Origin of the sequence: Nocardioides sp. NPDC059952, assembly GCF_042730435.1 — a bacterium.
GTDB lineage: Bacteria > Actinomycetota > Actinomycetes > Propionibacteriales > Nocardioidaceae > Nocardioides.
The window spans coordinates 1-13,148 of record NZ_JBHWLY010000016.1 but is presented as its reverse complement, the minus strand read 5'-3'; the positions used below and the strand labels follow the sequence as shown (position 1 = coordinate 13,148).

The window sequence follows — 13,148 nt, the reverse complement described above, 5'->3', positions numbered from 1 at the left end:
GCCCCGGGAGCCCTGCAACGTGTGCACGGTGGCAGGGTCAGGAGCCCTTGTCACGGAATATGTCGGAGAGCGGGTCTGCCTCGAAGTAGGCGGTCTTGATCTTCAGCCACCGGCCGCTGAGGACCATTTCCCTCAGGGCTTCGTCGATCTGTTCCTTGCGCTGGTCGCCGGAGCGGATCACGAACCCGATCGGGGCGTCGTCGACCTGGTAGACGATCGGCTCTTCCAGGGCTACGGGTGCGCTCTTGATGATCGACTGAGCGTACGGTGCGCCATGAAACATCGCGTCCGCTTCGCCTCGCTTGATCAGCTCGACGGCAGCGCCCACGTTCGGGGCCCTGATGATCTCGACGTCGTGGTACTTCTCTTCGAGGTAGGCCGCTTGGATGGCACCGTCGACAACCGCAACCCTCTTCCCGTTGACGTCACGGCGAGTCCGAATGGTCGATCCCTCGGGGGTGAGGAAGGCAACGTATGTCGAGAAGTACGGCGCGCTGAAGTCGAACTCCCGTTCCAGCTCTGACGTCTGGGTGACCTCGGCCCCGATCATGTCGATCTTGCCCGCCCGCAGGGCCGGGAAGAGCTCGTTGAAGTCCATCGGCACGAACTCGGCCTCGACGCCCATGCCGTCGGCAACGCTGCGCGCCATCTCGTAGTCGAAGCCCCTGGTTGCGCCGTCGCTCTGGTAGTAGACGGGTTCGGTGCTCTCGACACCGATCCGAAGGGTCCTGCTGCCGACCGCGGCGCTCGCCTTGTCGGTGGCGGATGGTGTGGGGCGCGAGAGGTGTCCGCTGAAGGCGATTACTCCCAGGAGGGCCACTGCGCCGGCGACGACCAGCTTGATCTGATTCATGTGGGGGTCCTGTTGCTGGGGGCGGTGGCACCTGGCTTGGCTGGCCTGCGGGCCCGAGCGTTAAGGCATGAGTCAGACAACAGGACCCGACCGTCATGCGGAGCATGGCTCGACGAACACGGCGCCAACGAGCGATGAACGCCTGGGTGCCGCAGCGGCCGGCTCCGCGTTCGCCTCACGTGCTCGTGTGCGTGCAAGGCTGGGGGTGTGGCCAACCGACTCGTGTCTGCAACCTCGCCGTACCTGCTCCAGCACGCTCAGAACCCGGTGGACTGGTGGGAGTGGGGGAGCGACGCGTTCGACGAGGCGAGGGGGCGGGACGTACCTGTCCTGCTCTCGGTGGGGTACGCCGCCTGTCACTGGTGTCACGTGATGGCCCACGAGTCGTTCGAGGACGAGACGACGGCGGCGTACATGAACGAGCACTTCGTGAACATCAAGGTCGACCGGGAGGAGCGGCCGGACGTGGACGCGGTCTACATGGCGGCGACGACGGCGATGACCGGGTCGGGAGGGTGGCCGATGACGGTGGTGCTCGACCACGACGGCAACCCGTTCTTCGCGGGCACCTACTTCCCGGACCAGCCGCGCCACGGGCAGCCGGCGTTCACGCAGGTGCTGCAGGCGCTCTCGGAGGCGTGGACGCAGCGGCGCTCGGAGATCGGGGCGGTGGCGGAGAACGTACGTCAGCACCTGGCCGCCATCTCCGGGGCGGCCGGAGCGGCGGGCGACTGGCAGGTGGACGTCGATGCGGCGGTCGAGACGCTGGCGGGGGAGTTCGACCCGATGGCGGGCGGATTCGGGGGTGCCCCGAAGTTTCCGCCGTCGATGGTGCTGGAGTTCCTGCGCCGGGTCGCGGAGACCGGCTCGCGGGTTCCGCACATGCTCTCGCGGACCGTCGCCGCCATGGCCGGCGGCGGGATCTACGACCAGATCGGGGGCGGGTTCGCGCGCTATGCCGTCGACCGCGGCTGGGTCGTTCCGCACTTCGAGAAGATGCTCTACGACAACGCGCAGCTGGTCGGCCTCTACGCCCGGCTCGGGACCGAGCTCGGCGACCGGGTCGCGCGGGAGAGCGCCGACTGGATGATCCGCGAGCTCGGCACCGCCGAGGGCGGGTTCGCCTCCGCGCTCGACGCCGACAGCGAGGGGGTCGAGGGGAAGTTCTACGCCTGGACCCCGGGCGAGCTCGTCGACGTCCTCGGTGCCGACGACGGCGCCTGGGCCGCGGAGGTCTTCGAGGTGACCGAGGCGGGGACCTTCGAAGAAGGTGCCTCGACGCTGCAGCTGCGGCACCGGCCCGACGACACGGAGCGGCTCGAGTCGGTCAAGGCACGGCTCCTCGCCGCGCGCGAGCAGCGGGTACGTCCGGCCCGCGACGACAAGGTCGTCGCGGCGTGGAACGGCCTGGCGATCTGTGGGCTGGTCGACGCCGGGCTGCTGCTCGGCGAGCCGCGGTATGTCGAAGCCGCGGTCGCGGCGGGCGAGCTGTTGGCGGGAACGCACTGTGTTGGCCTCGACACGCCTTCGCCTAGCGGCTCCGGCGGCTCGACCAGCGACGTACGCCTCCTCCGCGTCAGCCGTGATGGCAGGGCAGGAGCGCACGTGGGCGTGCTCGAGGACTACGGCTGCGTCGCGTCGGGGTTTCTCGCACTGACCCAGGCGACCGGCGATGCCACCTGGCTGGACCGGGCGACGAGCCTGATCGACACCGCGCTGGCCCGCTTCCGTGCGGAGGACGGCGGTTTCTACGACACCGCCGACGATGCGGAGGCGCTGGTCACCCGCCCGCGGGATCCCTCCGACAACGCCAGCCCCGGCGGCACCAGTGCGATGGTCCATGCGCTCGTCACCGCTCATGCCCTCACCGGAGAGGGGAGCTACCGCACCGCCGCCGAGGAGGCGCTCGCCGCCACGAGCACCCTGATGGCCAAGGCGCCCCGGTTCGCCGGCTGGTCGCTGGCAGCGGCGGCCACCATGAAGGACGGGCCGCTCGAGATCGCGGTCGTCGGCCCGCCGGGACCCGACCGTGACGCACTCGGGGCCGCCGCCCGGCGCAGGCCAGGCGCCGTGGTCGTCGTCGCCGACGGGGCCCGCGACGACATCCCGCTGCTGAGCGGTCGGACTTCCGTGGACGGGAGGGCGGCGGCGTACGTCTGTCGGGGTTTCGTCTGCGAGCGCCCCGTTACCTCACCGGGGGCGATGTCCTGAGCTTGTCGAAGGGACCTGGCGCAGACCCATACCTGATCGAGGGCAACTATGTGGTGATCGCCTATGTCGGCGCGCGCGTAGAAGTGTAACTTCGGTCACATGAAGGTCGATGTGGTGGCGTTCCTGGAGCTGCTGGCCGGGGATGCCGCGGAGGCCGACTTCGAGGGGCCGTCACAGGCCGCGCGCACGGCGGGAGCGGCCACCGAGGAGCTGGAGCGGATCGACTACGCCAAGAGGCTCGCGCTGGAGGTCAGGGCGACCCTGGAGGCGCGCCGTCGGCGTGAGGGCGAGCTGGGGGCGCTGTTCGAGTCGGCCAACGACCTGGCGATGCTGACCAATCTCGAGGCGGTGCTGCAGGCGATCGTGACCCGGGCGAGGCAGCTGCTCAGCAGCGACGTCGCCTACCTGACCCTCAACGACGAACGCCGCGGTGAGTACATGCGGGTGACCGAGGGCATCCTGACCGCGGCCTTCCGCTCGACCCGGATCCCCTACGGCATCGGGCTCGGCGGCCTCGTCGCCCAGACCACCAAGCCCTACTCGACCGCCGACTACATTCCCGACGGGCGGTTCCGGCACGCACCCGACATCGACGCCGCGGTGAGCGGCGAGGGCATCCGGGCCATCATCGGCGTGCCGCTCCTGCTCGGCGCCCAGGTCATCGGCGTCCTCTTTGCGGCCAATCGCACCGTACGTCCTTTCGGCACCGAGGCGAGCGCTCTGCTCGTCTCCCTCGCCGCCCACGCCGCGATCGCCGTGGACAAGGCCCGGCTGCTGGAGGAGACCCGTGCCGCGGTCGCCGAGCTCGAGGTCACCACGCGCAAGCTGCAGACCCGCAACGAGACCGTCGAGCGCGCCGCCGACGCCCACGACCGGCTCACCCGGATCGTCGTCGAGGGCGGCGGTGTCGACGACGTTGTACGCAGCGTCGCCGAGGTCCTCGGCGCCCGGGTGGTGGTGCTGGACCTGAACGGCGAGACCATCGCCAGCAGCGCCCCGGACCAGCCCGTCTCCGACTACGAGGCGGCCGTGACCAGGCGCAGCCTCGACCTGAGCCGCACCGCCGGCAGTGGCGACATCTACGCCACCCCGGTCCTGGCCGGCGCCGAGCAGCTCGGCTCGATGCTCCTCGGCCCGCGCGAGGTCGACCGCGACGACGGGGATCTGGACGACGGCGACCAGCGGATCCTGGAGCGTGCGGCGTTGGTGACGGCGCTGCTGCTGCTCTTCCGCCGCAGCGTCGCCGAGGCCGAGGGACGGGTGCGGGGCGAGCTCCTCGACGAGCTCCTCTCCGGCACCACCCCCGATCCGGAGACGCTGCGCGAGCGGGGCCGGCTGCTGCAGGCCGACCTGTCCCGGGACTATGCCGTCGTGGTCGCCGACGTTCCCGGCGACCGGGCCCGGGTCGGTCAGGCGGCGACGTTCGTCGCGGCCACCCACGACGGTTTCGCGGCGGTGCGCCAGGGGCAGGTCGTGCTGATCTTCCCCGACTGTGACGCCCGCTCCGCCGGCGAGCTGGTCGTCGAGGGGCTGCGGCTCTCGGCGGGGGCGCCGGTGACGGTCGGTGCCGCCGGTCCGGTGCCGGGACCGCTGAGCAGCCCCGGCGCCGTGGTGAAGGGCTACGACGAGGCCCGCCGCTGCCTGGCGGCCGCGATGACCCTGGGGCGCGAGGGCCAGGTGGTCACCGCCGAGGACCTCGGCTTCGTGGGGCTGCTGCTCGGCTCCGACGGCGACCCGGCGGCGTACGTCACCTCGCGGCTGGGTCCGGTGATCGACTACGACGCCGCGAAGGGCTCGAAGCTGGTGGAGACCCTGCGGGCCTACTTCGCCGCCGACCGCAACCTCACCCGCACCGCGGGCGCGCTGCACGTGCATGTCAACACCGTCACCCAGCGCCTGGAGCGGGTCACCCGGCTGCTGGGCAAGGGCTGGCAGGAGCCGGAGCGCCAGCTCGAGGTGCAGCTGGCGCTCCGGCTCCACCAGTTGGTCGCCTGAGACGGTCTAGGAGCGACGACGGCTCAGCCAGAGATGGCGGGCGGTGCCCCAGATCCCGCGACGGAAGAGCAGCACGACGGTCACGAACACGGCGCCGGTGACGATCCCGATCCCGTCGAACCCGGAGGAGGCCAGGTTGTCGGCGAGGATCACGATCAGCCCGGCGCCGATGACGCCACCCCACAGCGTTCCGATGCCACCCAGCACCGTCATCAGGACGACCTCGCCCGAGGTGGCCCAGTGCAGCTCGGGCAGCGCCACGAACCCGTGCGAGACGGCGAAGACCCCGCCGGCCAGCCCGGAGAGCCCGGCCGAGAGCACGAAGACGATCAGCTTGTAGCGCTCCACGTCGTAGCCCAGCGCGCGTGCTCGCGGTGCGTTGTCGCGGATCGCGACCAGTACCCGCCCGAAGGGGGAGTGGACGATCCGCCAGGCGGCCCACATCCCGAGCAGGATGATCGGCAGCGCGGCGTAGTAGAAGAAGAACGCGTCGGTCTCGACCGCCTCGATCCCGAAGAACGAGCGGGGCACGCCTTGGAGACCGTTCTCCCCGCCGGTGATCGAGGAGGCCTGGTTGGCGATGAAGAAGAGCATCTGCGCGAACGCCAGGGTGACCATCGCGAAGTAGATGCCCGACCGCTTCACCGACAGATACCCGATGGGCACGGCGAGGATCATCGCGAAGACCGCGCCGCCCAGGACCGCCACGGGGAAGGGCACGCCGAGGTGGATGGCGATCAGCCCGGTGGCGTACGCAGATCCGCCCCAGAACGCGGCGTGACCGAACGAGAGCAGCCCGCAGTAGCCCAGCAGCAGGTCGAGGGCCACCGCGAAGAGCGCCCACGCGGCGATGTCCATCGCCACCGGCGGGTAGACGAACCACGGCAGTCCGAGCGCCACCGCCAGCCCGATTCCCAGCAGGACCAGCCGCTGCCAGGGCCGTGCCCCGGCGATCGCCGCATGCTGCTCGGTGACGCTCGCACCGGCTGTCGCGATGGACGTCATGCCGTCGCCTCCTCTCGGCCGAAGAGCCCGGCCGGCCGGGCCAGGACCACCACGGCCATCAGCACGAAGATGAGCACCTGCGAGAAGGTCGGTGCGTACGCCTGCCCGAACGCCTCCACGAGACCGACCAGGAACCCGCCCGCCACCGCGCCCACGATCGAGCCGAGCCCGCCGATCACCACGACCGCGAACAGGATGATGATGAAGTCGCTGCCCATCTCGGCGGTGATCGCCCGGAACGGTGCGGCCAGCACCCCGGCCAGACCGGCGAGCGCGACCCCGAAGCCGAACACCGGCGTCACCCAGCGCCCGACGTTGATCCCGAGCGCACCGGCGAGCTCGGGCCGCTCGGTCGCGGCCCGGACGATCATCCCGACCCGCGTACGCGTCATCAGCAGCCAGACGCCGAGGCAGACCAGCAGCGCCACCCCGATCACGAAGAGCTGGTAGACCGGCAGCCCGACGCCGCCCAGCTGCACTCGACCGGAGAGCGCCTCGGGCCGCTCGTAGGGCAGCCCCGAGACCCCGTAGCGGCGCTTGACGAGGTCGACCAGCAGCAGGGTCAGCCCGAAGGTGAGCAGCAGGTTGTAGAGCGGGTCGAGCGGCAGCAGCCACTGCACCAGCAGCCGCTCGACCAGCATCCCGAAGACCAGCATCAGCAGCGGCACCACGATCAGCGCACCCCACAGGCTCAGGCCGAGCGTGTCCAGGAGCACCGCCGCGGCGACCGCACCCAGCATGTAGAAGGCGCCGTGGGCGAAGTTGACCACGCCCAGCACCCCGAAGATGACCGCCAGGCCGAGCGCGGCCAGCGCGTAGAAGCTGCCGGCCGCGAGCCCTTGGACGGTGTACTGCAGAACCGCGTTCATACCAATCCCTCTAGACCTCGCACCTACATCGAGCAGCCGGACTCAGCCGCCGGGCGGAACGCCTCCTCGGCCGGGATCGTCTTGATGATCTCCTCGTAGTCCCAGTCCTCCTTGACGTCGTCCGGCCCCTTGACCCGGGCCAGGTAGACGTCGTGGACGACGCGGTGGTCCTCGGCGCGGATCTCACCGTTGCGCAGGAACATGTCCTCGACCTTCTTGCCCTCGAGCTCCGCGACGACCTTGTCGGCGTCGTCGGTGCCGGCCGCCTGGACCGCCTCGAGGTACTGCAGGGCCGCGGAGTAGTTGCCCGCGTGGGCGTACGTCGGCCGGTCGCCGGTCTCCTCCATGAAACGGTCGGCCCACTCGCGAGACTTCTCGTCGAGATTCCAGTACCAGGCGTCGGTGAAGATCGTGCCCTCGAACGCCTCGACGCCGAGCGAGTGGATGTCGGAGATGAACATCAGCCCGACGGCCAGGTCGATGCCCTGGTCCTTGAGCCCGGACTCGTTGTACTGCTTGACCAGGTTGATCAGGTCGCCACCGGCGTGCATGGTGCCGATGACCTGCGGTTTCGCGGCTCCCGCCTTGGTGATGTACGTCGCGAAGTTGTCGTTCGGGAACGGCGTCGCGATCGTGCCCGCGACCTTGCCGCCGCCGGCCTCGATGGCGCCGGTGAACGACTTCACCATGTCCTGGCCGAAGGCGTAGTCGGGGTAGATCAGCTGCCAGTTCTTGTCGCCCTCCTCGGTGACGACGGTGCCGGTGCCGTTGGCCAGCATCCAGGTGTCGTAGGCGTAGTGGAAGGTGTACTTGTTGCACTGCGCGCCGGTCAGCTCGGTGGTACCGGCCCCGATGTTCATGTAGAGCTTCTTCTTGTTCTTCGCCTGCGTCGCGACCGCCAGCGCCGCCGACGAGGTCGGCACGTCCAGGATCACGTCGGCGCCCTCGCGGTCGTAGAGCTCCTGGGCCTTGGTGTTGGCGATGTCCGGCTCGTTCTGGTGATCGGCCGAGGTCACCTCGATGGTGTCGACGACGGCCTCGTCGCCGTACTTCTCCTGGTAGTCGTCGATCGCCATCTGGATCGCGATCTTCGAGTTGGGGCCGGAGACGTCCTTGTAGACGCCGGAGGCGTCGTTGAGCAGGGCGAGGACCACCTTGTCGTCGGTGAAGTCGCCTCCGCTGGCGCTCGGCCCGCCGGCGCCGCAGCCTGCGGTGACCAGGACACCGGCCGTCAGTATGGACGCGCCGGCAACCAACCGTTGCTTGTTCATCGTGTCTCTCCTAGTGGGGTAGGGGTGTGCTCCATCGCTGGGGGACGTACCTCAGATCCCGAGGTGCTCGAGCAGCTCGTCCTGACGTTCGACGAACTCGTCGTTGTCCAGGCTCTCGACCAGGCGGCCCTGGGCGAGCAGGTAGTGGCGGTCGGCGACGGTGGCGGCGAAACGTACGTTCTGCTCGATCAGGAGCACGCCGATGCCGGACTGCTTCGCGGTCCGCACGATGTCGCCGATCTGGGCGACGATGACGGGGGCGAGCCCTTCGGAGGGCTCGTCGAGGAGAAGAAGGCGGGCGCCGGTGCGGAGCACCCGGGCGACGGCGAGCATCTGCTGCTCACCGCCCGAGAGCGTCGTCCCGCCCGCTCGCCGGCGGCTGCCGAGAGCCGGAAAGGCGTCGTAGACCTGCTCCAGCGTCCACGCCGACTCGGAGACGCGGGGCGGCAGCAGGAGGTTCTCCTCCACGCTCAGGTTGGCGAAGATGCCGCGGTCGTCCTGCACCCAGCCGAGCCCGGCGCGCGCCCGCTTGTGCGCGGGCAACGAGGTGATCTCGCGACCGTCGAGCCGGATCGATCCGGTCAGGTGCTTGTGGAGGCCCATCAGGCAGCGTACGAGCGTGGTCTTGCCGGCGCCGTTGCGGCCGACGAGGGTCACGACCTCGCCCTCGCCGACGCTCAGGGTGGCCTCGCGCAGCGCCTGCGCCTCGCCGTACCACGCGCTCAGGTTCTCTATCTCAAGCACTGTGAGCCTCTCCGAGGTAGGCGGTGATGACGCGCGGATCCGCGCGGACCTCGTCGTAGGGACCCTCAGCGAGCACCTGGCCCTGTTGGAGCACCGTGACTCGGTCGGCCAGGTGGGCGACGACGTGCATGTTGTGGTCGACGAAGACCACGGTGCGTCCGGCGGCGATGCGCCGGACGAGCTCGATGGTGCGGTCGACGTCCTCGATGCCCATCCCCGCCGTCGGCTCGTCGAGCAGCAACAGCCTGGGTTCGACGGCGAGCACGAGCGCGAGCTCGAGCGCCCGCTTCTGGCCGTACGCCATCAGCCCGGTCGGCTTGTCGGCGAGCTCGGTCAGGCCGACCTCGGCCAGCAGCCGGTCGACCTCCTCGCGGCGCCGCCCCAGCAGCTTCTCCGAGCGCCAGAACCGCAGCCCCTGGTTGGTCAGCCCCTGGAGCGCGATCTCGACGTGCTCGCGCGGGGTGAGGTTCTCGAAGAGGCTGGTGATCTGGAAGGAGCGGGCCACCCCGTGGCGGGTGATCCGTTCCGGTGCCATCCCGGTGACGTCGTCACCGAAGACCGTGATCCGTCCGCCGGTGGGCTTGAGGAACCCGGTCAGCAGGTTGAACAGGGTCGTCTTGCCGGCGCCGTTGGGGCCGACGAGCGCGTGAACGGTGCCCTCGGCGACCTCCAGGTCGACGGAGCTGACCGCACGGAAGCCGCGGAAGTCCTTGGTGAGACCCTCGGTCCGTAGTGCGCACCTCGGGGTCGATGTGGTGCTCGTCACAGGGGCGACGCTAGGGAAGTGGTGAGACGTACGCCATAGGGGTTCGGGACACACTGGGCCCATCGGTTGTGTGACTCATCCCCATGCAGACCCGCCGGTGCACGGCTCGCCGTCGCCCACATCTCGGGCACCGGAGTTGTGTGCAGCAACCACATGGCGCACGTCACACCGCCTCGCGATCCTTGAGCAATGGTCCCCACCCTCGTACGCAGATTCCTGACCGCCGGCACCTCGCTCGTCCTCGCCGCCGCGGCCCTGGTCGTCGGCCAGGTGCCGGCGGGTGCCGCGCCGTTGACGGGCACCGCCGACTGCTCGTCGCTGGTCGGGTTGAGGATCCCCGCCCATCGCATCGGCCTGCCGACCACCGGTGCCGAGGTCACCGCGACGACGTCGATGCCGGCATCCGGGACCGGCCCGACCGCGGTCCCGGCATACTGCCGCGTGGACATCGCGATCCACCCGGTCGACCCCGCGGCCCCCGACATCCGGATGGGTCTGGCCCTGCCGCAGGGGTGGAACGGACGGACGATGATGTTCGGCGGTGGTGGCTACAACGGCACCGTCCCCAACCTCGCCCAGAACGTGCCCTTCGGGCCGGTCGACCAGCGCACCCCGCTCGGCCGTGGCTACGCCACCTACGCCAGCGACTCCGGCCATCAGGCCGACACCGATCGCCACCCGATCGCCAGCCTGGACGGCTGGTTCGGGCAGAACGACGAGGCCGTGCGCAACTTCTCCGGTGACGCGCTCAAGAAGGTGCACGACACCGCCACGTACGTGACCACGAGGGCCCTCGGCCGGGCACCCCGCACGACCTACTTCGCCGGCGGCTCGACCGGTGGCCGGGAGGCCCTCGCCGTCGCGCAGCGCTGGCCGCGCGACTTCGACGGAGTGATCTCCGCCTACCCCGCCTGGAACGCCGCCACCCTCGACCTCTTCTTCGGCCGGATCACCCACGAGTTCGCCAAGCCCGGCGCGTACCCGTCGAAGGCGCAGCAGGACCTCGTCGCGCAACGGGTCCTGGCCGCCTGCGACGGCGGAGACGGGCTCGCGGACGGGGTGATCTCCGACGAGGCCGGCTGTGACTTCGACCCGGAGACGCTGCTGTGCGGCGAGGGCGAGACGCCCGGCGACACCTGCCTCTCGCGTGAGCAGGTGGATGCGGTGGTGGCGGCCGACAGCAGCTGGCGGCTGCCCTACCGGGTGGCGAGCGGGGAGTGGGGCTACCCCGGGTTCCCGCTGCTGTCCGGGGCGCGGATGTCCACGCCGGTCCTCGGTTTCGGCACCACCGCGCCGGCCGACCCGATGCCGGTGACCGCCGGCTACGGCATGCAGTTCTGGAACCAGTGGGCCAAGTACTTCGTCGCTCGCGACCCGCAGATCAGCCCGTTCGCGATCGACCCGGCCGACCCGGGGAAGTGGCAGCGCCGGATCAGCGAGCTGACCGCGCTCCAGGACGTCAACGACGCCGACCTGCGCCCGTTCGCCCGCTCCGGCGGCAGGCTGATCCTGGTCCACGGTGCCGCCGACGAGCTGGTCAGCCACCGCTCCACGATCGACTACTACCAGCGCGTCCAGCGGGTGATGGGCAAGCGGGCGACCGAGGGGTTCTCCCGGTTCTATCTGGTGCCCGGTGCCAACCACGCCAACTTCGCCCCGGTCGCCTTCTCCGCCTCCTACGACTCGCTCACGACCCTGGAGAGATGGGCCGAGCGCGGCGTCGCGCCGGGCGAGACCCAGGTGGTCGCCGACGGTAACGCCGGGGCCAACCGCACGCGGCCGTTGTGCGAGTGGCCGAGCTGGCCTGCGTACGTCGGCGGCGACGCCTCGGCGGCGAGCAGCTTCAGGTGCGAGATGTGACGGATGACACCCCCGACCTTTCCTGTCCACCGGTCGGGATGGTTTCCTATCCCTCATGTCTGTTTGGCGCACCAAGTCCATCGAGCAATCCCTTGCCGATGCCGAAACTCCGGAGTTCACGCTCAAAAGGCGGCTCACCGCGGTTGACCTCACGGTCTTCGGGATCGGCGTCATCATCGGCGCGGGAATCTTCACCCTGACCGGTCGGGCCGCAGCCCAGTACGCGGGACCCGGCGTTGTCTTCTCGTTCATCATCGCCGCGATCTGCTGTGGCCTGGCGGCGCTGTGCTACGCCGAGTTCGCCTCGACCGTGCCGGTGTCGGGGTCGGCGTACACCTTCTCCTACGCCACCCTCGGCGAGATGCTCGCCTGGATCATCGGCTGGGACCTGATCCTGGAGATGGTGCTCGGTGCGTCCGTGGTCGCGCAGGGCTGGAGCAGCTACCTGGTGATCTTCCTCGAGGAGATCGGCCTCGGCTGGCCCGAAGGCTTCGGTCCGGATGCCAACGCCGACTTCGGTCAGCCCAACCTGGCCGCGCTCGTGCTCGTCATCGTCCTGGTCGGCCTGATCACGATCGGCATCAAGGAGTCGCTGCGGGTCAACCTCGCGCTCGTCGCGGTCAAGCTGTTCATCGTCCTGTTCGTCATCGTCGCCGGCATGTTCTACATCTCGGGTTCCAACTACTCCCCGTTCGTCCCGGAGCGCGCCGGTTCCATCACCGGTGAGGGCATCCACCAGCCGCTGATCCAGTGGGCCTTCGGCCTCGAGCCGCAGACCTTCGGTGTCCTCGGCATCATCTCGGCCGCGTCGGTCGTCTTCTTCGCCTACATCGGCTTCGACGTGGTCGCCACGACCGCGGAGGAGGCCAAGAACCCCCAACGCGACCTGCCCCGCGGCATCATCGGCTCGCTGGTGATCTGCACGATCCTCTACGTCGCCGTCGCCCTGGTCATCACCGGCATGGTGAGCTACGACGAGATCGACCCCGACGCCGCGCTCGCCACCGCGTTCCGCGACGTCGGCCGAAGTGGCTTCGCGACCCTGATCTCGGCGGGCGCCGTGGCCGGTCTGACCACCGTCGTGATGACGCTGATGATCGGCGCCATCCGGGTCGTCTTCGCGATGAGCCGCGACGGTCTGTTCCCGGTGAGGTTCGCCCACGTGAACCAGAAGACCGGCACCCCGATCCGGATCACCCTCACCATCGGTGCCCTGGTCGCGGTGGTCGCCACCTTCACCCCGGTCGGCAAGCTCGAGGAGATGGTCAACATCGGCACCCTGACCGCCTTCGCGCTGGTCTCGATCGCCGTGCCGATCCTGCGCAAGCGTCGCCCGGACCTGCCGCGCTCCTTCAAGGTGCCGTTCAGCCCGGTGCTGCCGTTCGTCGCCGCGGCGATCTGCATCTACCTCACGCTCAACCTGAGCATCGAGACCTGGCTGCGGTTCCTGGTGTGGATGGCGATCGGCTTCGCGATCTACTTCCTCTACGGCTACCGCAACTCGCGGGTCGGCAAGGGCGGCGACGACAAGACCGTCGAGCCGCTGCACATGTGACGCTCTCCTAGGAGAGGAA

10 protein-coding genes are annotated in these 13,148 nt (G+C 69.7%); 4 read left to right on the top strand and 6 right to left on the bottom strand.

All coding sequences use genetic code 11. The features are described from left to right. Positions 1-37 precede the first annotated feature (37 nt). Complete coding sequence (locus tag ACFV9G_RS09850) at positions 38-853, bottom strand: substrate-binding periplasmic protein (protein ID WP_378727229.1); 816 nt, start codon at positions 851-853, stop codon at positions 38-40. Positions 854-1,060: 207 nt separating this feature from the next. Between ACFV9G_RS09850 and ACFV9G_RS09845 the strand changes: the two genes are divergently transcribed. Together ACFV9G_RS09845 and ACFV9G_RS09840 are read left to right on the top strand one after the other, a co-directional pair. Then, the gene (locus ACFV9G_RS09845; RefSeq protein WP_378727227.1) at positions 1,061-3,064 is read left to right on the top strand and encodes a thioredoxin domain-containing protein; all 2,004 of its coding nucleotides are present in this window, start codon (positions 1,061-1,063) and stop codon (positions 3,062-3,064) included. A 99-nt stretch (positions 3,065-3,163) separates the two neighbouring features. Beyond that, a complete protein-coding gene (locus ACFV9G_RS09840) occupies positions 3,164-5,059 on the top strand; it encodes a helix-turn-helix domain-containing protein (protein ID WP_378727225.1) in 1,896 nt (631 codons plus the stop codon). Positions 5,060-5,065: 6 nt separating this feature from the next. Here ACFV9G_RS09840 and ACFV9G_RS09835 read toward each other — a convergent pair whose 3' ends face one another. From ACFV9G_RS09835 to ACFV9G_RS09815, 5 genes are read right to left on the bottom strand one after another with little or no spacing between them, the layout of a single operon-like run. Beyond that, on the bottom strand, positions 5,066-6,064 hold the full coding sequence (locus ACFV9G_RS09835; RefSeq protein ID WP_378727224.1) for a branched-chain amino acid ABC transporter permease: 999 nt from the start codon (positions 6,062-6,064) through the stop codon (positions 5,066-5,068). After that, complete coding sequence (locus ACFV9G_RS09830; RefSeq protein WP_378727222.1) at positions 6,061-6,933, bottom strand: branched-chain amino acid ABC transporter permease; 873 nt, start codon at positions 6,931-6,933, stop codon at positions 6,061-6,063. The genes ACFV9G_RS09835 and ACFV9G_RS09830 overlap by 4 nt, the downstream gene beginning before the upstream one ends. A gap of 23 nt (positions 6,934-6,956) precedes the next feature. Then, positions 6,957-8,204 carry an ABC transporter substrate-binding protein gene (locus ACFV9G_RS09825; RefSeq protein ID WP_378727220.1) on the bottom strand — a complete coding sequence of 416 codons (1,248 nt, stop codon included), beginning with the start codon at positions 8,202-8,204 and terminating at the stop codon, positions 6,957-6,959. Between the two features lie 51 nt (positions 8,205-8,255). Then, complete coding sequence (locus tag ACFV9G_RS09820; protein WP_378727218.1) at positions 8,256-8,948, bottom strand: ABC transporter ATP-binding protein; 693 nt, start codon at positions 8,946-8,948, stop codon at positions 8,256-8,258. Next, entirely contained in the window at positions 8,941-9,714 is a 774-nt protein-coding gene (locus ACFV9G_RS09815) for an ABC transporter ATP-binding protein (RefSeq protein ID WP_378727216.1), read from the bottom strand. Before ACFV9G_RS09815 ends, ACFV9G_RS09820 begins: the two co-directional genes overlap by 8 nt. A 189-nt stretch (positions 9,715-9,903) precedes the next feature. Here ACFV9G_RS09815 and ACFV9G_RS09810 point away from each other — a divergent pair, with 189 nt between their 5' ends. Further along, the gene (locus tag ACFV9G_RS09810) at positions 9,904-11,574 is read left to right on the top strand and encodes a tannase/feruloyl esterase family alpha/beta hydrolase (protein WP_378727214.1); all 1,671 of its coding nucleotides are present in this window, start codon (positions 9,904-9,906) and stop codon (positions 11,572-11,574) included. A 55-nt stretch (positions 11,575-11,629) separates the two neighbouring features. Beyond that, the gene (locus tag ACFV9G_RS09805; protein WP_378727212.1) at positions 11,630-13,129 is read left to right on the top strand and encodes an amino acid permease; all 1,500 of its coding nucleotides are present in this window, start codon (positions 11,630-11,632) and stop codon (positions 13,127-13,129) included. Positions 13,130-13,148: the final 19 nt, after the last annotated feature.